At 59.0% G+C, this 24,893-nt stretch carries 21 protein-coding genes; 15 read left to right on the top strand and 6 right to left on the bottom strand.

Annotated features, from left to right (window positions below; all coding sequences use genetic code 11):
* Positions 1-91: 91 nt before the first annotated feature.
* The 4 genes from IC231_RS06620 to IC231_RS06635 form a co-directional block, all read right to left on the bottom strand.
* Positions 92-850 (bottom strand): acyl-CoA desaturase, encoded by a 759-nt coding sequence (locus IC231_RS06620; protein WP_185889042.1) that lies wholly within the window; start codon positions 848-850, stop codon positions 92-94.
* Positions 851-1,092: 242 nt separating this feature from the next.
* A complete protein-coding gene (locus tag IC231_RS06625; RefSeq protein WP_185889043.1) occupies positions 1,093-1,800 on the bottom strand; it encodes an RluA family pseudouridine synthase in 708 nt (235 codons plus the stop codon).
* A gap of 132 nt (positions 1,801-1,932) precedes the next feature.
* Positions 1,933-2,748 carry a 3-methyl-2-oxobutanoate hydroxymethyltransferase gene (gene panB, locus IC231_RS06630; RefSeq protein WP_190783715.1) on the bottom strand — a complete coding sequence of 272 codons (816 nt, stop codon included), beginning with the start codon at positions 2,746-2,748 and terminating at the stop codon, positions 1,933-1,935.
* A 157-nt stretch (positions 2,749-2,905) separates the two neighbouring features.
* Entirely contained in the window at positions 2,906-5,683 is a 2,778-nt protein-coding gene (locus tag IC231_RS06635; RefSeq protein ID WP_190783716.1) for a putative LPS assembly protein LptD, read from the bottom strand.
* A 310-nt stretch (positions 5,684-5,993) separates the two neighbouring features.
* Between IC231_RS06635 and IC231_RS06640 the strand changes: the two genes are divergently transcribed.
* The 9 genes from IC231_RS06640 (at position 5,994) to IC231_RS06680 (ending at position 14,752) form a co-directional block, all read left to right on the top strand.
* Positions 5,994-6,707, top strand: coding sequence for an N-acetylmuramoyl-L-alanine amidase family protein (locus tag IC231_RS06640; RefSeq protein WP_185889944.1), 714 nt, complete (start codon positions 5,994-5,996; stop codon positions 6,705-6,707).
* Between the two features lie 64 nt (positions 6,708-6,771).
* A complete protein-coding gene (locus IC231_RS06645) occupies positions 6,772-7,776 on the top strand; it encodes an MlaD family protein (protein WP_190783717.1) in 1,005 nt (334 codons plus the stop codon).
* Positions 7,777-8,006: 230 nt separating this feature from the next.
* Positions 8,007-9,635 (top strand): acyl-CoA carboxylase subunit beta, encoded by a 1,629-nt coding sequence (locus IC231_RS06650; RefSeq protein WP_190783718.1) that lies wholly within the window; start codon positions 8,007-8,009, stop codon positions 9,633-9,635.
* An 81-nt stretch (positions 9,636-9,716) separates the two neighbouring features.
* A complete protein-coding gene (locus tag IC231_RS06655) occupies positions 9,717-10,148 on the top strand; it encodes a hypothetical protein (RefSeq protein ID WP_190783719.1) in 432 nt (143 codons plus the stop codon).
* Positions 10,149-10,319: 171 nt separating this feature from the next.
* Positions 10,320-10,868, top strand: a complete 549-nt coding sequence (locus IC231_RS20415) for a DUF4738 domain-containing protein (protein ID WP_223831383.1) — start codon at positions 10,320-10,322, stop codon at positions 10,866-10,868.
* Positions 10,869-10,875: 7 nt separating this feature from the next.
* Complete coding sequence (locus IC231_RS06665) at positions 10,876-11,019, top strand: hypothetical protein (RefSeq protein WP_211538904.1); 144 nt, start codon at positions 10,876-10,878, stop codon at positions 11,017-11,019.
* 404 nt (positions 11,020-11,423) lie between these two features.
* The gene (locus IC231_RS06670; RefSeq protein ID WP_190783721.1) at positions 11,424-11,996 is read left to right on the top strand and encodes a DUF1572 domain-containing protein; all 573 of its coding nucleotides are present in this window, start codon (positions 11,424-11,426) and stop codon (positions 11,994-11,996) included.
* Positions 11,997-12,251: 255 nt separating this feature from the next.
* Positions 12,252-13,130, top strand: coding sequence for a transglutaminase-like domain-containing protein (locus IC231_RS06675; protein WP_190784000.1), 879 nt, complete (start codon positions 12,252-12,254; stop codon positions 13,128-13,130).
* 140 nt (positions 13,131-13,270) lie between these two features.
* Positions 13,271-14,752, top strand: a complete 1,482-nt coding sequence (locus tag IC231_RS06680; RefSeq protein WP_190783722.1) for a S41 family peptidase — start codon at positions 13,271-13,273, stop codon at positions 14,750-14,752.
* Between the two features lie 13 nt (positions 14,753-14,765).
* Here the strand turns inward: IC231_RS06680 and IC231_RS06685 are convergent, their stop codons facing one another.
* Together IC231_RS06685 and IC231_RS06690 are read right to left on the bottom strand one after the other, a co-directional pair.
* Positions 14,766-15,371 carry a redoxin domain-containing protein gene (locus IC231_RS06685; RefSeq protein WP_190783723.1) on the bottom strand — a complete coding sequence of 202 codons (606 nt, stop codon included), beginning with the start codon at positions 15,369-15,371 and terminating at the stop codon, positions 14,766-14,768.
* 82 nt (positions 15,372-15,453) lie between these two features.
* Positions 15,454-16,110 carry a 4'-phosphopantetheinyl transferase superfamily protein gene (locus tag IC231_RS06690; RefSeq protein WP_190783724.1) on the bottom strand — a complete coding sequence of 219 codons (657 nt, stop codon included), beginning with the start codon at positions 16,108-16,110 and terminating at the stop codon, positions 15,454-15,456.
* Between the two features lie 104 nt (positions 16,111-16,214).
* On the opposite strand from IC231_RS06690, the gene IC231_RS06695 reads away from it, so the two are divergent.
* From IC231_RS06695 to IC231_RS06720, 6 genes are all read left to right on the top strand, one after another.
* Entirely contained in the window at positions 16,215-17,141 is a 927-nt protein-coding gene (locus tag IC231_RS06695; protein ID WP_190783725.1) for a WD40 repeat domain-containing protein, read from the top strand.
* A gap of 136 nt (positions 17,142-17,277) precedes the next feature.
* Positions 17,278-18,312 carry a DivIVA domain-containing protein gene (locus IC231_RS06700; protein WP_190783726.1) on the top strand — a complete coding sequence of 345 codons (1,035 nt, stop codon included), beginning with the start codon at positions 17,278-17,280 and terminating at the stop codon, positions 18,310-18,312.
* 143 nt (positions 18,313-18,455) lie between these two features.
* Entirely contained in the window at positions 18,456-18,836 is a 381-nt protein-coding gene (gene folB, locus IC231_RS06705) for a dihydroneopterin aldolase (RefSeq protein ID WP_190783727.1), read from the top strand.
* 171 nt (positions 18,837-19,007) lie between these two features.
* Positions 19,008-19,418 carry a BlaI/MecI/CopY family transcriptional regulator gene (locus IC231_RS06710; protein WP_190783728.1) on the top strand — a complete coding sequence of 137 codons (411 nt, stop codon included), beginning with the start codon at positions 19,008-19,010 and terminating at the stop codon, positions 19,416-19,418.
* On the top strand, positions 19,418-22,006 hold the full coding sequence (locus IC231_RS06715; protein ID WP_190783729.1) for a M56 family metallopeptidase: 2,589 nt from the start codon (positions 19,418-19,420) through the stop codon (positions 22,004-22,006). The genes IC231_RS06710 and IC231_RS06715 overlap by 1 nt, the downstream gene beginning before the upstream one ends.
* Before the next feature lie 213 nt (positions 22,007-22,219).
* Positions 22,220-24,853, top strand: coding sequence for a DUF5916 domain-containing protein (locus IC231_RS06720; RefSeq protein ID WP_190783730.1), 2,634 nt, complete (start codon positions 22,220-22,222; stop codon positions 24,851-24,853).
* Positions 24,854-24,893 lie beyond the last annotated feature (40 nt).

Consider the following 24,893-nt stretch of genomic DNA (forward strand, 5'->3'; position numbering starts at 1 on the left):
AATCAGATAGTAATGGTTCTGGCACGGCAGGGGCACATAAAAAAGGCTGCCCGTGTGCACGAGCAGCCTTTTCTAGCTTAAAAAAGAATGGCTAAGCTGCTACCTGCAGCTTTTGCGCCGTCACTTTGCGCTTGATTTTGATGATGCGGGCCTTGTCCAGCGTCCAGATAGCAACGTACGTCGGATCAAACTCCCACCATTTCACGCCGAAGTTGACGCGCATGGGCAGCTTGTGGTGGTTGTTCTGGAACAGCTCGCCGAAAGCCAGAAAATCCAGCGCCAGCGTGTTTTTGGAATGGTCGTGGTTGTCGAAGTTCTGGTAGCCGTATTTGTGGCCGCCCCAGTTCACGATGGCGCCATGAATCGGGCCCATCAGGAAGTGAATCGGGAGCAGCAGATACTGCCACCATGCCGTAGCGAAGTTGATATAGAACAGCACGTACGCTGTACCCCAGCCCAGGCGCGAATACCATTTGTCGCCGATGTTTTCAATCAGGTTCCACTCCGGATAATCACCTTCGAACCGCTCGGCGGCGGCGTAGTTGCGGTTCAGCACATCGTTGTAGATATTCTTCGTCTTCCACATCATCGAAAAGGCATTCGAGGAGAATAGTGGGGAGTGTGGGTCCATCTCCGTGTCGGAGTAGGCGTGGTGCATGCGGTGCAGCAGTGCGTACGCCCGCGGCGACAGGAACGAAGAACCCTGGCAGATGTAGGTGAACAGGAAGAAGAACCGTTCCCAAAACTTGTTCATGGTGAACATCTTGTGCGCGGCGTAGCGGTGCAGATAGAACGTCTGCGTAAACAGCGACAAGTAGTAGTGGGCAACAAAGAAAACGAGAATCGCCATGGGCAAGGATAGTTAAAGGCAGCGTCTGGAACGGCTGGTGTTCTAACGCGCAAAAGCCCGAAAGCCGGGGTTTAGTTCAGAAGCCGTTTTACAAAACTACTGCCACGCTTGCCGGGAGTGCAATTTGCCTCTATAAAAGGCCAAAATGTTATTCATCTACTCCTCCGCCAACCAATCAGCGGCGCCGACTACCCGTGTGAAACACACTTGCAGTCGGCGCCGCTGTTGGTCCTGCCGGAGGTTTAGTAGTACGCTTGGGCTGCTTCCCAATGAGGCATTTCGGGCAGCGGAGCCACAAACACCATCTCCTCTTTCGTTACCGGGTGCTGCAGCTGCAGCTGGCGGGCGTGCAGCGCAATGCTGACGTCGGGTAGTGGCGACAGAAAGCCGTATTTCACGTCGCCGACAATAGGAGTGCCAAGGCCAGTGCTGAGTTGTACCCGAATCTGGTGCGGACGCCCCGTAATGGGGTTCACCTGAATAAGCCAGCGGTTGCCGGCCTGGCCCAGCACCTGAAAGTCCAGATCCGACTTCAGACCCTGCCCATGACGTTCCGGATAGGCTTTGGTGGTATTGCGGATGGGGTCTTTCACGAGCCAGTGGGTCAGGTGGCCGCTAGTAGGCTCCGGACACTTGCCGGTGAGGGCCCAATACGTTTTATGAATTTTGTTGTCGCGGAACATCTCATTCAGCCGGCTCAGCGCTTTGCTGGTTTTGGCCAGAATCACGATGCCGCTCACGGGCCGGTCGATGCGGTGCGCTACGCCTACAAAGGCGGCACCGGGCTTTTTGTATTTGAAGCGCAGGTATTCCTCAGCCTTGGCCGAAAGGGGCTCGTCGCCGGTAGCGTCGCCCTGCACGAGCAGGCCGGCTGGCTTATTGATGACGAGCAAATGATTGTCTTCGAACAGAATTTCTTTCCGTTCCGACCACAGATTCGGACGATTCACTTTTGAGAAATTAATAATTAATAATTAAGAATTAAGAATTGCCGAAAATGCCTTGAGTTGCGGGTAAACGCTTAAAAGGCACTCGAAAACAAGCTTAATTGTCAATTATTAATTACTCATTATTAATTAAAATCAATACGCTTCTTCCTTGCTGGGGAAGTCGCGGTTTTTCACATCCTGAATGTAGCGCTGCACGGCGTCGCTCATCAGGTCACCGAGTTCGGCGTAGCGGCGCAGGAAGCGGGGCTTGAACTCTTTGGTAATGCCCAGCATGTCATGTACTACCAGTACCTGGCCGTCTACGTCGGGGCCGGCCCCGATACCGATGACGGGAATGGTGAGCTTCTCGGCTACCTGCTTGGCCAGCGTCGACGGAATCTTTTCCAAAACTACAGCAAAGCAACCTAACTCCTGAAGCAGCAGGGCATCTTCAATCAGCTTCTGGGCCTCGGCATCTTCCTTGGCGCGGACCGTGTAGGTGCCGAACTTATAGATGCTTTGCGGCGTGAGGCCCAAATGGCCCATCACCGGGATGCCGGCCGTAAGAATACGGGTAATAGACTCGCGGATTTCGGCGCCGCCTTCCAGCTTGATGGCGTGCCCGCCCGATTCCTTCATGATGCGGATGGCGGAGCGCAACGCCTCCGACGAATTGCCTTGGTACGAGCCAAACGGCATATCGACTACCACCAAAGCGCGCTTCACGGCACGTACCACACTGGAGGCATGGTAAATCATCTGGTCGAGGGTGATGGGAAGCGTAGTTTCGTGGCCCGCCATTACGTTGGAGGCCGAGTCGCCGACGAGCAGGACATCAATGCCCGCACCGTCGAGAATGGTCGCCATTGAAAAGTCGTAGGCGGTGAGCATGGAGATTTTCTCACTGCGCTGCTTCATGGCCAGCAGTTGGTGCGTGGTCACGAGCTTGACTTCCTTGTGCTGGGACATGAGCTTGGGGCTTGGTTGGGGAAAGGCTTTGTGGAACTGGGGCGAGACGCAAAACACGCTCCACCAGAAACCAAAGCTGCGGATTTTTCAGAAAACAGCCGGCGACAGTCTGTACTTCCTGCTTCTGCAGGACGCATACGGCGTTTTTCAGGAAAGGCTAGTAGTTCAGGAACGTGCGGTTGCGGTTCAGCTTCAGGTCCTGCAGCAGCGACGATTTGGCGGCAATAGTAATGAAATACCCCTGGCCGTAGCCGCGGAAGGGCCGCCAGTTGCCCGTAATCTGCCAGCAGTGCAGGTCGCGGTAAATATCAAGCGAAGTGAAGGCCGGGGTTTTGTTGATGAAGTCGTAGTTGGTGGTGTAGCCGATACGCAGGTTGTTGGTCAGTTTCACGGAGCCGCCCAGGTTGAGCGAAGCCGACGTGAAAGCCCGCGGGCGGGTGTAGAGGATGGTGGTGGGCCGCACGCCGGGGTCGGCGTAGAGCATGGAGAAGCCGGTGGTCATTTCCCAGGGCAGCTCAAAATCCACATAGTCTTCGTACGGATTGATTGGGTTCGGATTGCCCAGGGCCGGGTCGTTGACGGGAGCCACGGCGCGTGGTACGTTGGACTTCTTGTTGGGCTTGGCGGCCGGGTTGAACTGGTAGTTCATCTGCAGCGAAGCCGTCGTGAGGCGGGCCAGTCGGCGGCGGTCCTGCTCAAACAGATACTTGTCGATGGCAACGCCTGATGTGTCGCGCTGATAGAAGTCAAATGAGGCGCTCATGGTGATGCTGAGCTTCTTGGCAACCTGCGTCCGGAAGGAAGCGGCCAGCGGTGTAAGTTTCAGCGAGTCGGCCAGGAAATTGTAGCCAAAGCCAAAATCCAGCCCATCAATCAGACTGACTTTGTTGAAAGGAGTGGTGCCTGTAGTGTCGTTGTTGTTCCGCACCTTCATTTCCACGGCATTCTGCAGCGAGAAGCTGATTTGGCTCTGGCGCTGCCCGGCCGGTGCGCCGTACAGAAAGCCCTCATAGCGGGAGAAGATACGCGTGTCAATGACCCGGCCTGAGGCGTCCCGGATGGAGCCCAGCGGCAGATTGAGAGACTGGTAATAGTTGGGGTTGCGGGAGGGCGCAAACTGATAGCTGATGTTGGGCGTGAGCTTGTGGCGTATTGCCTGAAACTTGCGGGTGCCTTTGCGCACCAGTGTGCCATAGATGCTGGTGCCCAGATTAAGCCCACCAGAATAGCTGGAAAGCCGGTTGAAGCTGGCAACAGTATCAATCCGGATGGCCTGCGCGGCAGAGTTATAGCTGTAGTCAAGCTTTTTGAAATACCACAGCTCGTTGTAGCTGACCGAAGGCGTCAGGTTCAGGTGCTTCAGGAAGTTAATGCTGCCCAGCTGAATCTGAAAATCATGGCGCAGGCCAGTCTGCGAGTTGCGCAGCAGCTTCGAAATGTTGTCGAGCTTAATCGGAATGACGCTGCTCGTGGTGGTGCCGCCCAGCAGGGGCACTCCGGAAAGCTGCCGCGCTGCCTGCGTATTCGTGACGGTATTCTGGCCCGTGAGCGAATAGGAGAAGGAAAGCTGCTCGTAGTAGCGGCCGCGTGGCGTGATGCCCAGCCACTGGTACGGATACTGCCGCGCCACCTGCACGCTCACATCGGGCAGAATAAAGCTCATGGTGCCAGTTCCTGTGTTCTGGGTCTGGCTTAGGTTGAGCGAGTAGTTGATGGGCGCGTTGCGTAGCTGCTTGCTGTAGCTGATGTTGCTGGAAAACGCCGGCGTGAGGTAGCGCCGCACGTCGTAGGAGTTCTGCTGGTTGTAGTCGGAGCTGCCGGCACTCACGCTGGCCGAGAAGCGCCCGCCACCGGGCCGGGGCGTGGGCGAGTGGTTCCAGCGTAGCCACATGGTTTGGGGCTTGCGAGGCTGCCGGAAGTTGTTGGTAGCACTCACGCCATCCTGCTGCAGAATCTGGTTGGCCGGGCGCGACGAAAACTCGAAGCTGAGCAGGCCATTATAGCGGTAGCGTTTCAGATACTGCATTTCGGCCATGCCGCGCCAGCCCCCAAACTGCTGCTCGTTTCCGGAATAGATGTCGCCGGTGACCCGCAGCCCGATGTTGTCGTTGGCGGCCCAGTAGTAGCCGCCGTTGCGCAGGAAAAAGCCCCGGTCCGTCGATTGGCCGAAGGTGGGGATGATGAGGCCCGAGGCCCGGCTTTTGCTGGGGGAAGGGAAATAGCCGAACAGAAAGCCCAACGGCGTAGGAATGTCGCTGATAACCAGGTTAAACGGTCCGGTTACCACTTTCTCCCCGGGAATCACCTTCATCTTGCTGGCATTGATGTAGAAGTGCGGATGCTCCAGGTTGCAGGTAGTGTAGCGCCCGTTGCGCCCAAATATTTCGTTGAACTGGTTTTTCTTGATGACTTCAGCGTGCACGTAGCCTTCGCCCTGTTGGGTGACGGCATCGGCAATCTTACCTTTTTTGCTCTTGAAATTGTAGTTGATTCGGCCCGCCTGGTAGGTTTCGGCGCCGTTCTTGAACACAGGGCGGCCCCGGGTTTTGCCCGTTGAGTCCTGCGTGCCTTCGGCCGTGAGCAGGTTGTTGCTGTAGTCTACCGTAATCAGGTTGGCTTTCAGATTCATCTCGCCATAGTCCACGCTGGCGGCATCATACAGAATGGCCTTTTTCTCGCCTACTATAAACCGGATGGAGTCCTTGGCGGCATATTTTACGGTGGTTTCCACGCTGCCTTTGCGGCCGCCGGCTGCCACGTTCAGCGAGTCAGGCGAGCCGCCGGGGGCGCGGCGCACGAGGCCACTGGTATCGGCGGCAGTGCCGCTGCGGGGGCGCTGCAGGCCGGAGCGGGCCGTATCGGCGCGCAGAATCTGGGCCGGGCGGCGCACGTCGGCCGGAACGGACGTAGCCGGCTGCCGGGTAGGAGTGGGCACCTGTGCGAAAGCCGGTGCGGCAAGCAGCCACAACAGAGCCAGCAGCGCACCTGCGGGCCGGCAAACCGGCAAGCTAAACTGTGGCCAGAACATAATCGTATAGTCAGGGGAGGGCTCGGGTGCGGCCACGTAGTTTTATTCGTTTATTTTGTGGCGGTTTGCAAAGGTAGCGCGTCGCTGCTCATCACTAACGAAGTCTGTGCGGAATATTGTCGCCTTGTGTGCGGTGGGGCTGGTCTGTTTTTCCGGCGCACCGGCTGCCCGGGTGCCGGAACCTTCGGCCCCCCATCCTGAATTCTCGTCTAAGCCGCTGGCCTACCGCCTGCGTACCGTGGTGCTCGATGCCGGGCATGGCGGCAAAGACCGGGGCTGCGCTGGCGTAAAAGCCCGCGAAGCCGATGTGGCGCTGAAAATCATTCTGGCGCTTGGCCGGCAGATTGAAGAGAACATGCCGGACGTAAAGGTTGTCTACACCCGCAAAACCGATGTATTTGTAGAGCTGGCCGACCGGGCAGGTATCGCCAATAAGCACAACGCCGACCTGTTCATCTCGGTCCATTGCAATGCCAGCAGCCCGGCCGCCAACGGCACCGAAGTATGGACGATGGGCCCGCACAAAACCGACGCCAACCTAGCCGTAGCCAAGCGCGAAAATTCCGTTATTCTGCAGGAAGACAACTACAAGGAGCAGTACAACGGCTTCGACCCGACCTCGCCGCAGAGCCACATCCTGTTTTCGCTCTACCAGAGTGCGCACATCGTCAACAGCATTCGGTTTGCACAGAAAGTGGATAAGCAGTTTCGGACCACGGTGGGGCGGCCTTCGCGCGGCGTGAAACAGGCCGGCTTTCTGGTGCTCTGGAAATCCACGATGCCCTCGGTGCTGATTGAGTCCGGCTTCCTGACCAACCGGCAGGAAGAGGCGTATCTGAACGATAAGGCCAATCAGACGTATATGGCCTCGGGCATCTACCGGGCTTTCCGCGACTATAAGAACGAGTTGGAAGCCATGAACGGGGAATAACCCGTTGGGACGTTATCCTGGCAGCCGGTCCTCTCCTATATTTCACCTCCAACGATAGACCACCGTGTCGAAAGAAATTAAAGTGGCCCTGTTGGGCATTGTGGCCATAGTGTTGCTATATCTCGGGTTTAACTTCCTGAAAGGCAGCAACCTGCTCTCCTCCGACCGCACCTACTACGCCACCTACGACAACGTGGATGGCCTGACCATCGGCAACCCGGTCATCCTGAACGGTATCAAGGTGGGGCAGGTGAAGGAAATGAAGCTCATGCCCGAGCAGGCCAACCGCGTGCGGGTGTCGCTGGAAATGCAGAAGGACGTGGTAGTGGGCGACTCGACCGTGGCCAGCCTGAGCGGCTCTCTGCTGGGCTCCAAAACCATTACGCTGTTTCTGGGCAAAAACTCGAAAGTGTACGATGGCGGCGAAGACCTGAAATCCTACACCGTGGCCAGCATCACGGATGCGTTTCAGGCCAAGGCCCTGCCCGTGCTCGGCACCGTCGATTCGACGCTGATTAAGGTGAACAGCTTCCTCAACAAAGATGCCCGCCTGAGCCTGCAGGCTACTTTGCAAAACGCGCAGGGCAGCACCGAGGCGCTGAAAAACCTGCTGATCATGAACCAGCGCAACATCAACGAAATAACGACCAACATGGCGCGCCTTACGGCTGACCTGAACAAGACCAGCGCCAAGTTCGACCGGATTGCCAGCAACTTCAGCCAGCTCAGCGACTCGCTCAAGAATGCTCCGGTAGGCCCGGCCATGCGCAAGCTCAACGCCACCATGACGGAAGCGCAGGGCACCATGACCACCCTGAACCGCTCGTTGTCGGACCAGAAAGGCTCGTTGGGCAAGCTCATGAACGACACCACGCTCTACAACAACCTCAACGCCACGGCCGCCAGCACCAACACGCTGCTCACCGATTTCCAGGCCAACCCCAAGCGCTACGTACACTTCTCGGTGTTCGGCGGCGGCAAGGACAAGGCCAAGAAGGAAGTAGAAACCACCACCGTGAAGCCCAACGGCACCGTCACGGAAACCGAAACCAAGACCACGCTCAAGTAGCGGCTCCTGCAAACCCGCAATCCTCTTACCTTTGAATCCGCCCCGCGAGGGGCGGATTTTTTGTTGCTACACTTGCCACAAACAATCTGTCATCCTGAGCTTGAGAAGGACCTTATCACGCCTAGATTACGGTAGAACGCCTCTTCAATTGTGACAAGGTCCTTCGCTCCGCTCAGGATGACAACAAGAGTGTTACCTACCGCTTCCCTTGCCTCCCCAATTCCCACCAGATGAACCTCGAATTCAACAAAAACGAAGACAGCATTAAGCAACTCAACTTTCAGCTGAAGAAACGGCTGGAGAAAGTGGCCCTTGGCGGCGGCGAGAAGCGCATTGCCGCGCACAAAGCCAAAGGCAAGCTCACGGCCCGGGAGCGAATCGAATATCTGCTCGATAAGGATTCGGAAACCGTGGAAATCGGGGCGTTTGCGGGGGAGGGGATGTACCCGGAGGAAGGCGGCTGCCCCTCGGGCGGCGTGGTAGTAGTCATTGGCTGGGTGCAGGGCCGGCAGTGCGTGGTAGTAGCTAACGACGCCACCGTGAAGGCCGGCGCCTGGTTCCCGATTACGGCCAAGAAGAACCTGCGGGCCCAGGAAATCAGCATCGAAAACAAGCTGCCCATCATCTACCTCGTCGATTCGGCGGGCGTGTACCTGCCGATGCAGGACGAAATCTTCCCCGATAAGGAGCACTTCGGCCGCATCTTCCGCAACAACGCCGTGATGAGTAGCATGGGCATTGTGCAGCTGGCCGCCATCATGGGCCCGTGCGTGGCCGGCGGGGCCTACCTGCCGATTATGAGCGACGAGGCTATGATTGTGGACGGCACCGGCTCGGTGTTCCTGGCGGGCTCCTACCTGGTGAAGTCGGCCATCGGTGAATCCATCGACAACGAGACGCTGGGTGGCGCTACCACGCACTCCGAAATTTCGGGCGTCACGGACTACAAGTTCAGCACCGACGAGGAGTGCCTGGACCACATCCGCAACATCTTCGACAAGCTGGGCGGCCACGCCACGGCCGGCTTCTCGCGCAAAACGCCCGCCGCGCCCAAGGAAAACCCGGCCGAAATGTTGGGCATCCTGCCCGCCGACCGCGCCAAGCCCTACGACATGATGGACATCATCAACCGCTTGGTCGATGATTCGGAGTTCGAACCCTACAAGGACCTCTACGGCCAGACGCTGCTCTGCGGCCTCGCCCGCATCGATGGCTGGGCCGTGGGCATCGTGGCCAACCAGCGCAAAATCGTGAAGACTAAGAAGGGTGCCATGCAGATGGGCGGCGTCATCTACTCCGATTCGGCCGACAAGGCGGCGCGCTTCATCATGAACTGCAACCAGAAGCGCATTCCGCTGGTGTTCCTGCACGATGTGTCGGGCTTCATGGTGGGTAGCGCCAGTGAGCACGGCGGCATCATCAAGGACGGCGCCAAGATGGTAAATGCCATGGCCAACTCCGTGGTGCCCAAATTCTCGGTGGTGATTGGCAACAGCTACGGGGCCGGCAACTACGCCATGTGCGGCAAGGCCTACGACCCGCGCCTGATTGTGGCCTGGCCCACAGCCCAGCTGGCCGTAATGAGCGGAGCCGCCGCCGCCAACACGCTCCTCCAGATTCAGGTAGCGTCGCTGAAAGCCAAAGGCGAAGTCATCACGCCCGAAGCCGAGAAGGAGCTGCTGGACCGCATCAAAGCCCGCTACGACGAGCAGCTCTCGCCCTACTACGCCGCGGCCCGCCTCTGGGTAGACGCCATCATCGACCCGCTGGAAACCCGCAAAGTCATTTCCCAAGGCATATCTATGGCCAACCACGCGCCGATTGAAAAGGCGTACAACGTGGGAGTTATTCAGGTGTGACTTAAAAAATAATCAAAGATGTTATTTAGAATACAAGGCTCTTATAAGTCACATTTGACTTTAGAGCAGATACATGAGTATTTGAAATACCTTGATTCAAAAGAATCCGGGATTTGGAAGTTAAGAACAAAAGTATACAATGTTAAATTTGACAAAAATTGTTTCCTGATTAAGAGGCGCGGAGGAAATGCAAACGGCCCAATTTATCCATTGGTGAAAGGTGAAATTATTCAAAATGAATTCATTCAAGTCAATTTAGATATTAAGCCGGCATATTACCTTATTATAGGCGCTGTTTTATGTAGCCTTGCTCTATTATATCCTATATTAACAGATGAGAAAATGACTGTGAATGGAGTGTATAGGTCTGTTGGCTTGCTCGAAAGAATGGGTTGGGCCGCATTCGTTTTAGCAGTACCTGGTTTTATCTGCTATTTCAAAACTATCAAACCAGTTCGAGATGCTGAGAATTGGCTGATCGAAAAACTAAAGCTTGAACCAATCAGCAGTTAATTAACGTACTCGGCCCGCCAGTTTCACGAGAAGCGGCGGGCTGTTGCTGTCCTGGGGCAACTCCTTAGCTTGCTATCCATGAAAACCCTCTACCTTTTGGCTGGCTGCAATGGCGCGGACTAACCACGTGCCGATTGAAAAGGCCTACAACGTGGGCGTGATTCAGGTGTGATGAATAAATTTGGCATAATTAGTACTGTACTGTTTTCCCCCTTGATCAGTGGGGGTTGCGACACTCGTGACGTGTCTGTGGGACTAGAAAATAGAACTGTAGATAAGGCGAGGATATTACGTGTAGAAAATTGGCCGGCAGACACAGAAACCGTAACAACTGATACGATAATACATGTGCCTGCTACCTATAGACTGCACTGGGTCACCAGTAGTTTGAATGACAACGCCGTGATTGATACAGCGTACGACGACCAGGGGAAAATCCTGATTGCGGCGCATAATCATCAAACTAAACTTCAAGCTTGGCACGACGGCAAGCCATTGTTTACTACGACACTTACTAAGCAACTAGTTGGTCCGCCCGAAGAAGTAGCGGCTTATAGCTGGCATGACGTAAGGTATCAGGAGTATAGGAACAGCAGCTTCGTTTTTCGCGCTTGGCTAAGCGTACCAGATTCTGATGTAGGCCAGGAGGCGGAAATAGCGGTAGACAAACAAGGAAAATGTCAACTACTAAAGCTGTTGGAATCAGAAATTATGGAGTAAGCTATTTATGAAGAAACTCTACCTCCTCGCCGGCTGCAACGGCACGAGCAAACCCACTGCCGCGTACGCGCTGTTGCCGAATCTGCTGGGCTGCCGGGAGTTTGTGAATGCCGATGAAATTGCGTGGGGCCTCTCGCCGTTTCAGTCCTGAACGGTGTAGAGACGCATACTTGCGTCTCGTCGTTGAACGACCGGCATTGCGCCCGTTAAACAACGTCAGCAATGACAAGACGCGAATACGCGTCTCTACACCAGAGCCCGGCCCGCCGCTACCACTTGGTGCGGCGGGCCGCTGTGTTTGTGGGCGTGAGGCCTCCGGTGGGGAAGAGGCCGGATACGAGTACATCGGAGCTCTTCCGCATGGGAAGTGGCCGGATATATTTATTTTCAAGCACTTCCCCATAGGAAGTGCTTGGATGTAGTTGTTTTCGTGCACTTCCCCACAGGAAGTGGCTGGATAGAATTGTTTCGGAGCACTTCCCCATGGGAAGTGCTTGGATGTAATTGTTTTTGCTCACTTCCGGCCGGTACCTGTAACCACTACTCTTTCTCTGTATGGACACCGACTACCTCAGCAGCGCCCGTAAGCAGTTCGAATACTACAAGCTGCTCGGCGACCAGACGTTTGCCCAGCTACCCGATGAAGCGTTGTTCTGGCAGCCCAACGCCGAGAGTAACAGCGTGGCCACCATCGTGAAGCACCTGTGGGGCAACATGCTCTCTCGCTGGACCGACTTCCTGACCACCGACGGCGAGAAGCCCTGGCGGCAGCGCGAAGCCGAGTTCGACAACGACCTGGGCACCCGGGCCGAAATGCTGGCGCGCTGGGAAGAAGGCTGGAGCTGTTTGCTGGCCGCCCTCGACTCGCTTACGCCCGAGAACTGGCACCAGCTGGTGTACATCCGCAACCAGGGCCACACCGTCACGGAGGCCATCAACCGGCAGTTGGCGCACTACCCCTACCACGTGGGGCAAATCGTGTTTATCGGGAAGCTGGTGCGGGCGGGGCAGTGGCAGTCGTTGTCTATTCCGCGCGGCAGTTCGACTACCTACAATGCCGCGAAGTTTGCGCAGGAGCCGCACCGGGCACATTTCACCGACGAATATCTGGGCCGCAACCCCGCGTGAACGAAAGCTGTTCTGGCTAGGACTGGACGCCGGCACGCAAGCTGGTAGCGGAATATTGCGGTGGTTGGGCGAAATTTTTCGGCAGATCCCGCCCGGTGGACGTAGGCAGCTTGCCGGAGCTAAAACGGCCGCAGCTGAACAAATCAGCCGTGGCTGGCTGTTATTTCCGAATAGCCGCGCGCGGCACTCCCGCGCCGGATGCGTTTCTTTGCCCTTTCTGACTCCCTGCGGCCCGTGCCGCAGTCCCGCCGCTCCATGACCAACAAAGAAATCAAAGCCCTCATCTCCCTGCTCGACGATCCGGAAATTGCCCCGCAGATTCAGGAGAAAATCCAGACGCTGGGCGAAACTATCATTCCGTTTCTGGAAGAAAGCTGGGAAGAAACCCTGGACCCGCAGCAGCAGCAGCGCCTCGAAGACCTGATTCATCATCTGCAGTTTGAGGGACTGCAGCAGCGCCTGCGCGTGTGGCGCGACTCGGGTGGCGAAAACCTGCTGGAAGGCATGTGGCTGCTGAACTCGTTTCAGTATCCCGACGCCGATCTGCAGAGCCTCAACCGCGCCATCGAGCAGCTGCGCTTTGAAGTCTGGACGCTGCTGCGCCCCGATATGCTGCCCACCGAGCAGGTGCAGGTGCTCAACCATGTGTTGTTTCGGGCGCATAAGTTTGCGGCCAACACCCAAAACTTCCACTCGCCGGCCAACTCCATGCTGCACCGCGTGCTGGAAACCCGGCGCGGCAATCCGCTCACGCTGTGCGTGATTTATCTGCTGGTGGCCCAGCGCCTCAAGCTGCCCGTGTTCGGCGTGAACCTGCCCAACCTGTTTGTGCTGACCTACCGCCCCGAAACGCCGCTGATTGAGTCGTTCTACATCAACTGCTACAACCGCGGCCTGATTCTGACCCGCACCGACATCGAGCATTATATCGCGCAGCTCAACCTGACCTCCAACGACATTTTCTACGAGCCCTGTTCGCACCTCGATATCCTGCGGCGCGCCCTGCGCAACCTGCAGCTGAGTTTCGAGAAGCTGCAGGAGCCCGCCAAAGCGGCCGAAGTGGCCCAGCTGCTGGCCATCCTGATGAACGACACGCCGACTGAAAGAGCGCCGGAGGACTCCGGGGAAGAGTAGCCCCGGTTGCCGCTGCCGATTCGTGTAAGAAGCCCCCAGCTACGGTTCGGGGGCTTTTTTCTACACTTCAGTAAGCTGGCTGACTCTCGCGGTAGAAGCGGTTGTACCTTGCCCTCGTCAACCAGATAACCTACTGTGCCATGCGTTTTTCCTGCTGCTTTTTCGGAGTGTTGCTGAGTAGCTTCGGCCTGACTGCCGCCGGGCAGGCCCAGTCGGGGGAGGGGGTACTTACGCGCCGGTTTGCACCCGCGCAGCTCCAGCACGACCTCGACGTATTGCACCGCACGGTACAGGCAGGGCAGCATCTGGGGGCCCGCACCTACCGCTCAGCAGCCTACCTGGATTCGTGTGCCGCCGCGGTACGCGCCCAGCTCACGCAGCCTCTTACGGAGCGGGAGTTCCGGACCATTCTGCGGCCTTACGTGTCGGGGCTGGGCTGCGGCCACACCAGCCTGCATCCTTCCGAAGCCTACCTCGCCGCAACCAAAGGTGCCAAGCCGTTTGTGTTGCCGTTGCAGGCTGTTGCACTGGATGGCCGGCTGCTCCTGACGGCGACGCCGGGGCTGCGGCCCGGTCTGCTCACGCCCGGCGACGAAGTGTTAAGCATCAATGCGCGCCCGGCGGCAGAGTTGGTACCAGCCATGGCCCGGCAGGTTTCCGCGGATGGGCGCAACCAGACGCATGCCCTTTACCAGCTGCGGCGCAGCACCTACCTCTACTACGCGCTGGCTTACGGGCTGGCCGACACCTACGCTGTGCAAGTGCGCGCCCAGGACGGCAGCACTCGCTCCCTACGCCTGACCGCTGCCGATGTGGATACGGCCCAAGCCAACCAGTTTTACCGGGCCACCCGGCAGCCGGGCGCAGGACGCGTAGTGCAGCGGCAGGGCTCCAACAGCCTGCGTCTGCTCCCGCAGGACTCCGCGGTGGCTGTGCTGGACCTGAATACGTTTACGAGCAGCTATTCTGGCTTCTACAAGGCCGTTTTTCAGGAGCTCAAGCAGCGGCAGGTACGGGCACTGATCGTAGATCTGCGTGACAATGGGGGCGGCAGCTCATTTGCTGGCAACGCGTTTTTGCGCTACCTGCTGCCCGCTCCCTTTCAGTTTGTGTTTGAAACCGGGCCGGAGCAGCGCAAAGTGCGTCGGGAGCTGGAAATGGGGTTTTGGGAGCGAATCACGCCGGGCTTGCTGAGCACCAATCCCGTGCAGACGTGGAAGCACGGCCGGCACCAGTTTATCTTCCGGTTCCGGCCGCACCGCCAGCTGCGGTACACGGGGCCGGTCTACGTGCTGACCAACGGCGGCACTTTCTCGATGGCGAGCTATGTGGCGGCTTACCTCAGGCACCACGCCGGAGCCACGCTGGTAGGGGAAGAAACCGGGGGCGGGGAAGCTGGCTCCAACGCCATGCTCTCGGGGTGGCTGCGCCTACCCGAAACCCGGCAGCGGGTGCACTTTCCGGTATACCGGATAACACACCAGATAAGCGCCGGCCCCGATATGGGCCTGGGCGTACGGCCAGCCGTGTCCGTCAACTATTCGGTCACCGACCTCCTGCAAGGGCACGACCGGGACCTGAGCACAACGCTGGAGCTGATAGCGGCCCGCGCCGCAAAATAAAAGGCAGCCGAAGCTAGTTGCGCTTGATGAGGCAGCCCGCCCCGCGCTTGTCCGCCACACCGGCCGGGCGGCCTGCCAGCACATTATCGAGGGCCTGCTGCAGGTAGCGCTCCTTCACGTCGCCTTCTACCAGCGGGTTGTCGTCGATGGCACCTTTGTAGCGCACCGCAAACCCGTCGGCGGCTGGCTGCAGCAACACCACTTCGGGAGTTTTGGTGGCGCCCAGCAGGCTGCTCACTTTCTGGCCTTCATCGGTGAGCAGCGGCAGGTCGGCGGTGGCTTTTATTTTGAGCTTCTCGGCGTCGCCTAGGTCGGTGCTGGCTTCCAGGTTGATGGGCGCATTGATGAACATGAACTGTACCCCCCGGCCACCATACTGCGCGCTAAGCGCCGCCAGCCGGTTCTGGTACAGCTTGGAATAGGCACAACTGGGGTTCAGAAACACCACCACTACTGCCTTGCTGCCAGTGTAGCTTTTCAACGCCACGTCGGCATTGGCGCTGTTTTTCAGGCTGAAGTCGCCCACAGTACGAGCACCCTGAGCGCGGGCCACGCCTACTGCGGCTACGGTGAAAAGGAGCGCCGCAGCGGCAATGATGGAAATTCGGCGAAGTGACATGGAAGGCGGAAAGGTGAGACGATGAACGGGTGTCTGACTGAATACGCGGGAGTCTCGACAAAAGGCCGGATTCCCTGTCGGCTTAGTCATGTAGCTCACTGATGGTGTAAGTTAGCAGGTAATCAGGAGCCGGGCGCTGGTAATGGATCTGGTGTTGGCTGCGGGAGTTTTCGAGGAGCAGGTGTCCCGTCAATACACCTGCCTCCCGCAGCCCAAACGGGTCGAGCACGATTTGCTCCTTGAACACCAGGCCCCGGCGGCTATGCAGCTTGTAGAGTGTTTCTTTGGCACTCCAGTATAAGCTGTGTTTGGCTGCGTCGCTGCCGGCGTCGGCCCGTTCGGCTTCCGATAGAAACCGCGGCGCCAACTTTTGCGCTTTGGGCCGTACCAGTTCAATATCTGTGCCAACGGCCGCGCCCCGCGCCACCACGGCCGCCACCCACTCGCCGGAGTGCGACAACGACACGCCCAGTTCCGGCAGCTGCTCGAAGAACGGACGGCCATTAGCGTCATTGCTGAGGGTAGCTGGTATATCGGTCAGCTCCCGTAGTAGGCGGTGGGCCAGCACGCGGCCCGCCAGCCACTGGCGGGCGCGGGTTTCGTCGCGGCCGTCGGGGAAGCGGGCGGTGTAGTGCAGCAGGTCCGGCAGCAGAGGCCACAGGACATCAATTGGCTCCGTGAGCTGCCACAGGCCCAGCAACGCCTGGCTGGAAATCGGGGAGAGGGAATGAAGCGGCAAGGCTGTCGGGAACAAGTGATGCACAAAGATACGGCCATTGCGAAGGGACGCATGGGCTGGTTGCGCTGCCGCCGAGCGTTACCTTTGCGCACATTCCACTGCTTATGCCCTTCCTCCACCGCCCGCAGGTTCAGAAACTCGCCGCCCTCACCGGCCACCTCGATTGTGTGTATGCCCTGGCTGGCACGCCCGGCGCCGACACGTTCTACTCGGCCGGCGCCGATGGCATGGTGGCTGTCTGGCACGCGGATGAGGCTGCGCAGGATGGCGCGCTGGTAGCGAAAGTGGAAAACTCAGTGTACGCGCTGCTGCACCTGCCCGAGCGAAATCTGCTCGTCATCGGCCACAACTTTCAGGGAATTCAGGTCATTGATCTGGCGGAGAAAAAGCTGGTGACTGCCACCGCGCTACCGCCCGCTGCCATCTTCGATATGGTGTATTCGCAGGCCCGGCAGCGCCTGTACGTGGCCCTCGGCGACGGCACGCTGGCCGTGCTGCGTGCCACCGACTTCAAGCTGGAAACTCTGCTGAAGCTCTCCGAAAAAAGCCTGCGCTGCCTGGCGCTGCACGAGGAGCGGGGCGAGCTGGCCGTAGGCGGCTCCGACTGGCGCCTGCGCATTCTGGATGCCGATTCGTTGCAGCTGAAGCAGGAGTGGGAAGGCGGTACCAACTCCATCTTCACGGCGGGCTACTCACCTGATGGCCGCTACCTGCTCACGGCCGGCCGCGATGCGCATCTGCGCTCCTGGGACGTGGCCGCCGGCTACGCGGAACACCGCAGTATTGTGGCGCATCTGTTCACTATCAACCACCTCGCCTTCAGCCCCGATGGTGCTCTGCTGGCCACCTGCAGCATGGACAAAAGCATCAAGCTCTGGGATGCCGACACGCTGGCCCTGCTGCGGGTAGTGGACAAGGCGCGGCACGCCGGGCACGGCACCTCCGTGAATAAGTTGTTTTGGCCGGGACGGCAGAATAGGCTAGTTTCGTGTAGCGACGACCGGAGCCTGGCCGTTTGGGAGCTGGCCTGAGCAGAAGCGCGGCAGCAGCGGCGTAAGCGCCACACAAGAACCCGGCGCAAGCCACTACGCAGTTGCCGCTGCGTGCCTAAGTGCCTGCCTTTCCCCGTTCCAGCTTCCGGCTCCTCACCTTTAGCTTCCCATCCTCATGAAAATCACCGCCCTCGATATCCGCCAGAAAACCTTTGAAAAAGCCTTCCGGGGGCTCGACAAAGACGAAGTGCAGGCATTTCTGCTCACTCTCTCGCAGCAGTGGGAGCGGATGGGTGACGAAAACCGCGAGCTGCGCGTGAAGCTGGACCACGCCACCCAGGATGTGAGCAAGATGCGCGAGGTGGAAACCAGCCTTTATCGTACTCTCAAAACGGCCGAAGACACCGGCAACAGCATTACGGAACAGGCCCAGCGCGACGCCGAGCTGCGCATCCGGGAGGCCCAGCTGAAAGCCGAGCAGCTGCTGGCCGATGCCCGCCAGAAAGCCCGCGCTGTGGTGGAAGATGCCTACCAGCAGGCCGAAAAAACGGTGGCTGAGATGCAGAAGGAGGTCAGTGGCCTTGGGCAGGAGTGCCAGCGCCTCGAAGCCCAGCTCGACGGCCTCGTGCGCGACCTGCACCACCTGGCCTCCGATGCGCTGGACAAAGTGGAGAAAGCCAAAGCCCGGCCCAAAGCCAGCACGGCGGCCATCCTTTCGCGGGCAGCCAGCGTAAAGGTGAATCGACAGTCTTCCGATTCACCTGAAACCAGCGCTCCTATGTTTGTCAATACATCTTCCACTTCATCGGTAGCGGCGGTAGCCGGTGCGTCGGCTGCTTCGTTTGGCGGCTCGGCCGCGCCTGTTGCGCCCGAACCCAAAGGTGCGGCTCAGCCCGGCAGCTACAACCCCAAGCCCGGTCAGCAGCCCGACCCCGGTGCGCCGGCTCATGCCCCCGGCCCCGAGATTGAGCGGCCCGGTGCGCCGGCTGAAAACCCTGGTATTTCGCCTGCTCCCCACATCGACCCGCCGGCGCCGTCGCAGGTGCCCGAGCCCACCCCACCTCGCGTAGAGCCACCCGCCCCCGACATCCGGCCCGTAGGCCCCGGCCACCCCGAAATCAATCAGCCTTCGCCCGTTACGCATCCCGGCCAGCCCGGTATGGCCGTAGCAGCAGCCCCAGCTGAAAAATCTTTCTTCGACGAAATCTAGGCTTGGTTTTTCCTGCTCCATGAAGCTCAGCAGTTAGCCAGCTTACCTGAAAGCCTGCCTTTTGAGGCAGGCTTTTTCGTTTTTTGCGGTTGGCCGTATACCACGGCTACTGATATACCTCACCAAGTTTACTACTACAGCGTATGGGCCAGATTGCACTGGAAGGAATGGAGTTTTTTGCGTTTCACGGCTATTACGACGAAGAGCAGAAAATCGGAAACAAGTACGGTGTTGACCTCTATATCCGGACGGACCTGCACGCGGCCGGCGCCTCCGACAAGCTGCACGAAACGGTAAACTACGAGGTGCTTTACCGCGTGGTGGCGGAGGAAATGGCAGCTCCTGCGCGCCTGCTCGAACACCTTGGCCACCGCGTGCTCGACCGAATCCTGATTGAGTTTCCGCATGTGCGCTCCGTGAAGGTGAGCGTGTCCAAATTCAACCCACCGCTGGGCGGAATCTGCCACCGGGCCCGCGTCACGCTCACGCGCCGCAGGAGTGACGGTGATGCCCAGAATAAGTAGGGTTTTTTAGGTAGTATATTGATAATCATGTAAAAAGCTGGCTTTTAAGGCCGGCTTTTTTACATTTGTCAGAGTGTTACGAAAAAAATCGTAGATAAAATTTGTTTCTACGAATTGATTCGTATATGTTTGACATACGAATCAATTCGTAATACGGCCAATCCTTCAATCATGAATAAGAAACCCATTCCCAAGCCCACCGATTCGGAGCTGGAGATTTTGCAGGTCCTGTGGCAGCACGGCCCCAGCACGGTCCGGTTCGTGAACGACCAGTTGAGCCAGAAGCGTGACGTTGGCTACACCACCACGCTCAAAATTCTGCAGCTCATGCTCGACAAAACGCTCGTTATGCGCGAGGATGACGCCCGCACCCATATTTACCGGGCGGCGGTGCGGGAAGAAGAAACGCAGGGCCTGCTGCTCGACCGGTTCGTGGAGTCAGCCTTCGGGGGCTCGGCCATGAAGCTGGTGATGCAGGCGCTGGGCAGCGGCACCACGTCGCGGGAGGAGCTGGCGCAGATTCGCAGCCTGCTCAATGACATTGAAAATCAGCAGGACGACACTTCAAAAGCAAACAACTAATGAACTGGCTCGAACAAGTACTTTCTCCCGCGCTGGTACGTGCGCTGGGCTGGACGCTGGTCCACTCACTCTGGCAGGGAGCCGTAGTAGCGCTGGCGCTGGCCGGATTGCTGCTGGTGCTGCGCCGGCATCGCGCCACCGTGCGCTACAACGTATCGGCGGTAGCACTGGTAGTTATGCTGGGGCTGGCAGCCGTAACATTTGCGCGGCACTACTATGCAGCCCGCAGCGCGGCAGCACCTGCCACCGTGGGCGTGGCCGATACCATAACGGGGCACACGCTGGAACTGGCCGCCGCTCCGGCTACGGCAGGAGCAGCGTCGGCAGGCTCTCTGCAGGCCTGGCTGAACTACTTCGACCAAAACCTGCCGGTGCTGGTGGCCGTGTGGCTGCTGGGCCTGCTGGCCATGACCCTGCGGCTGCTGGGAGGGCTGGCGTATGTGCAGCGCCTGCGCCACTACCGCGTGCAGCCCCTGGCCGAAGAGTGGCAGCAGCGGCTGGCAGGCATTGCCGCCCGCGCTGGCCTGCAGCGCCCCGTGGCCCTGCTAGAGTCGGCGCTGGTGAAAGCTCCGTTGGTGGTCGGGCATCTGCGCCCCGTGATTCTGCTGCCGCTGGGCACCGCTACGGGCCTGAGCCAGACGTATCTGGAAGCCATTCTGGCCCACGAGCTGGCCCACGTGGCACGCCGCGACTACCTCATGAACCTGCTGCAGGCTATTGCCGAGACGCTCTTCTTCTATCATCCTGCTGTGTGGTTCCTGTCGGCGTGCCTGCGCACAGAGCGCGAAAACTGCTGCGACGACGATGCCACTGCGCTGGTAGGTGGCAACCCATTGACACTGGCCCGTGCGCTGGCAGCCCTTGCCGAGCGAAGCCTGGAGCCGCAGGTGGCGCCGCGCCTGGCCATGTCGGCCATGGGGCCGAGCGGCTCGCTACTGGGCCGTATCCGGCGGCTGGTGCAGGGGCGTGGCACGCCTACGTTCACCGAAGGCTTTATGGCGGCCTGTGTAGTGCTGGCCGGTATGGTGCTGCTGAGCACCGCCGTGGCCCTCGCCGATCCACAGCCGGCGGCAGAACCTACTGGCATGGAAGGCTCGCTGCAGCGCCTGCCCTTCCTGGCGGAGGAGGACACAGCGCGCAAGACGTCCCCGGCAACTGCTACGGCGCAGGCTGCTCCGGAAACGGTGCCAGCCGTTCCGTTGCTGCCCAAATCACCAGTAGTGGTGGAAGAAGAAACAGCAGTGGTAGCGCCACCAGCTGATGACGATAAGAAGCGCAAAGCCAAAAGCAGCCGCACCGAGCGGGTTGTGATAGTGAACCAGAACGGTCCGCGCCGTGGTGGCCCCGGCACAGTGGTTATTGAGAAGGATAAAAAGGGCCGGCTGACGGACCTCTACGTGAATGGCCGCCGGGTAGAAGAAGCAACTGCCGACTCGAAAAAGAAGGGCAAAAAAACGGAAACCCGTACCGAAGTAATCCGGGTGGCGCCCGACAGCTGGAGCCGTGGCGCTGATGCCAGTTCCTTCAATTTCGGCGACGATTTTGCCCGCAGCTTCCGCTTCGAGGGAGCCCCAGGCCTGTCGAAGCAGGATGTGGAGCGAATCCGCCGCGACGTGCGGGTGCAGGTAGATGCTGCCCGCCGCCAGGGCGGCCGCAACTATAACTTTGAGTTTCGCAATGAAGGCGGTGGCCGCGAGTCGTATGGCGACATCGAACGTCGGGCCCTGGAGCAGGCGGAGCAAGGCCTGCGCGAAGCGGAGCGCAATGCCAAAACTGAGGAGGAGCGCACCCATATCCGGGAAGAGCGGGAGCGGGTAACGGAGCGCCGCACGGAGCTGCGCGAACGAATGGAAGATTCCCGTCGGGACGCAGAAGAAGCCCGCCAGGAAGCTATGCGTGATGCTGAGGAGGCCCGCCGTGATATGGAGGAAGCCCACCGGGATATGAAAGCCGCCCACCGCGACATGGAAGTAGCGCACCGCGACGCTTCGGCCGCACGCCGCGAGGCTGCCAAAAGCGGGGTTGTGCGGGAAGCTTTGGTAGCAGAAATGCTGCGCGACAAACTGATTACGGACCGCCGCAACTTCACCTTTTCGCTCCGTAGCAACTCGCTCACGGTGAATGGCAAGAAACAGCCAACGGCCGTGCTCAATAAGTACCTCAACCTGTATGAGCAGCGCAAAGGCCAGAAGCTGAGCAGCACCGGAGGCTTCACCGTGAATGAGTCGTCGAGCAGCAACAGCTTCTCAAGCAGCTCCGACATGCCGCCGCCACCGCCGGCTCCTGGCGCGCCGGCTCCAATGCCTCCGCGCCCGCCCCGCGCGCCTCGGGCTCCGCTGTCCCCGCCCGCACCTCCGGCGCCGCCCCGCGTCGATTCCGGCCGGATTCGGGAGGAACTGCGCAAGGATGGGCTGATCAGCAAAGATGCCAAGAGCTTTCAATTTCAGCTAAACGACAGCGGCTTGCGCGTGAACGGTCAGCCGCAGTCGGCTGAAATGGCGGACAAGTACCGCCGGATGCTGGATGTGCCGGCCAGCACCAACGGTAGCAAAACCAACCGCAATATTCAGATTTCAGTGAGTGAGTAAAGTGCCGCAAAACCTGCCGGCCGCCGCTGCAACGGCGGCCGGTTTTATTTTATCGAAAACAAATATTCAGGTTGAGCAACGGTTATAGCCTGCGCTGCATCTATTAGCCCAATCGGCCCAAAAAATCCTCTGGCTGGCTGCTTCTTCCCCGTCACGTTTGTGCCATTTATTTCCTGTGCCGGCCGGCGTGCGTCTGCTTATTCTTTCCACCGTTTGGTACACGTTTCCTCCCGTCGTTTTGTCGTGATGCGCACCCGTTTGCTCTTTTGTTTCCTGCTGGCCAGCCTGTGGCTGCTGGCTTCTCCAGCCTTTTCTCAGGAGCCGGCGCCCGCTGCCTCCGCTACCACGGTAGCTACCACGCTGGCCCCCAAAAAGCAGCTACAGGCCGTGCGCATCACGGAAAGTATTAAGCTGGATGGGCAGCTGGATGAAGCAGCCTGGCAGCAGGCGCCCATTGCTACCAATTTCATTCAGAACCGCCCCAACCCCGGTCCGCCCGAGAAGCACGCCACCGAGGTGCGCATCCTCTACGATGACGCCAACCTCTACATCGGGGCCGTGATGCACGATATCAGCGCCGACTCCATTCTGCGGGAGTTGACGCCGCGCGACAATTTCGGCAACACCGATTTCATCGGCATCTTTCTCGACACCTACCAGGATAAGCTCAACGGCTACGGCTTTTTCGTGACGACCGGCGGCGTGCAGATGGACTGCCGCTACTCGCCGGCCGGCGGCGAGGATTTTAACTGGAATGCCGTCTGGGACTCGCGCACGGCCATTAAAGGCACCGACTGGATTGCGGAAATGCGGATTCCGTACTCGGCCATCCGCTTCAGCAACCAGCCCGAGCAGCAGTGGGGCCTGAACTTCATGCGCCAGCGCAAAAAAGAAAACCAAGCGTTTTTCTGGAACGAGGTGAAGCCTGCCATTGATGGCTTCGTGAACCAGTGGGGCGTGCTGCAGGGCGTGCGCGACATCAAGCCGCCGCTGCGTCTTTCGCTCACGCCCTACGTGTCGAGCTACGTCAACCACAATCCGCTTAATGAGGCCGGTACGCGCCGCACTACCACCAGCTTCAACGGTGGGGCCGACATCAAGTGGGGTATCAATGAGAGCTTCACGCTGGATGCCACGCTCGTGCCCGACTTCGGGCAGGTGCAGTCCGACAACCAGGTGCTTAACCTTTCGCCGTTTGAGGTGCAGTTCAACGAGAACCGACAGTTCTTCACCGAAGGCACCGAGCTGTTCAACAAAGGCAACCTGTTCTACTCGCGGCGGGTGGGCGCCACGCCCATCGGCTTCTACGATGTGCCGGACAACGACACGACGGAAATCGTGCGAAACCCCTCCGAAACGCGGCTGCTGAATGCCACCAAGGTTTCGGGGCGCACCAGCAAGGGCCTCGGCGTGGGTATCTTCAACGCCCTGAGCAACGATGTGTACGCTACCGTGCGCCACACCGAAACCGGGCAGGAGCGGGAGGTGCTGACCCAGCCGTTTGCCAACTACAGCATTGTGGTGCTTGATCAGAGCCTGAAAAACAACTCCTACGTCTCGCTCATCAACACCAACGTGACGCGGGCCGGCCAGACCTACGATGCCAACGTGACGGGCGGCTTGGTTCGCTTTGCCAACAAAAAGAACTCCTATGCTGTGGATGGGCAGGTGGTGTACTCGCGCCGCCGTGGGAGCGTGTTCGGCACGGACAAGCTCATTGACGACCGTGACGGCTACAAGTACTCCGTGGGCTTAGGCAAAATCAGTGGGGCATTTACCTGGACGCTGAGCCATGGTATCGAGTCGGACACGTACAATCCGAACGATCTGGGCATCCTGTTCGGCAATAACAAAATCTCACAGGAACTGCAGGTGCGCTACAACAAGTTTAACCCGTTCTGGAAGGTAAATAACTTATCTACCTACCTAGGGTCTTACTATGGGTTGCTGTATTCGCCTACCCGCTACCAAGCTGCAAATTTGTATGGCGGAGCGAATACCACTTTCACTAAGAGCTTCCTGAGCGCAGGCTTTAATTTTGAATTGTACCCGGTTACGCGCGACTATTTTGAGCCACGTAAGGAGCCCTTGGGGCGCTACTTTGTGAGGAGACCCGCCAACGCGGTAGTGGGGGGCTACATCTCCTCAGACTACCGTAAGAAGTTAGCGCTGGACGTGAGCACTACCCTGGTACCGTATGCCCAGGACGACCGGCTGGCGCGTCCGCGCCGATTTGATATCGGGTTTGGTATCTCGCCGCGCTACCGTGTCAACAACAAGCTCAACTTCCGCTACAGCCTCGACTGGAACCTGAGCCGCAACCAGATTGGCTACGTGAATGGTGGCCTTGACTCCGGCGAGCCGCTCGACACGGCCGTCATCCGGGCACTGGGCGGCGACCCACTGCTCGGCCGCGACCCGGTAGACGTACTGCTGGGCCGCCGCCAGGTCGTGACGGTGTCGAGCGTGGTATCGGGGGCGTACACCTTCAACAACCGCATGTCCTTGACGCTGCGCCTGCGCCACTATACCAGCAACGTCCGCTACCAGGATTTCACCCACCTGCGGCCCGGCGGTGAGGAAACGCCAATTGCTTACGCCCGCAACCGCGCCAACACCTACAACGCCTTCAACATTGATGCGGTGTATTCGTGGTGGTTTGCGCCCGGCTCGCAGGTGAGCATCGTCTGGAAGAACGCCGGTACCACGTCCCTGCAGGCCAACGAAGCCACGCCGCTCTATTTCGATAATCTGAGCAACACCATCAACACCCCGCACAACAACTCGGTGTCGGTCAAGATCCTGTATTACCTCGACTACCTGGCCCTGCGCCCCCGGCGGGCGTAGCGGCGGACTCCGGCGGCTCGGCGGCCGGCCACGTTGGCGC

It is taken from the genome of Hymenobacter duratus, assembly GCF_014698995.1.
GTDB lineage: Bacteria > Bacteroidota > Bacteroidia > Cytophagales > Hymenobacteraceae > Hymenobacter > Hymenobacter duratus.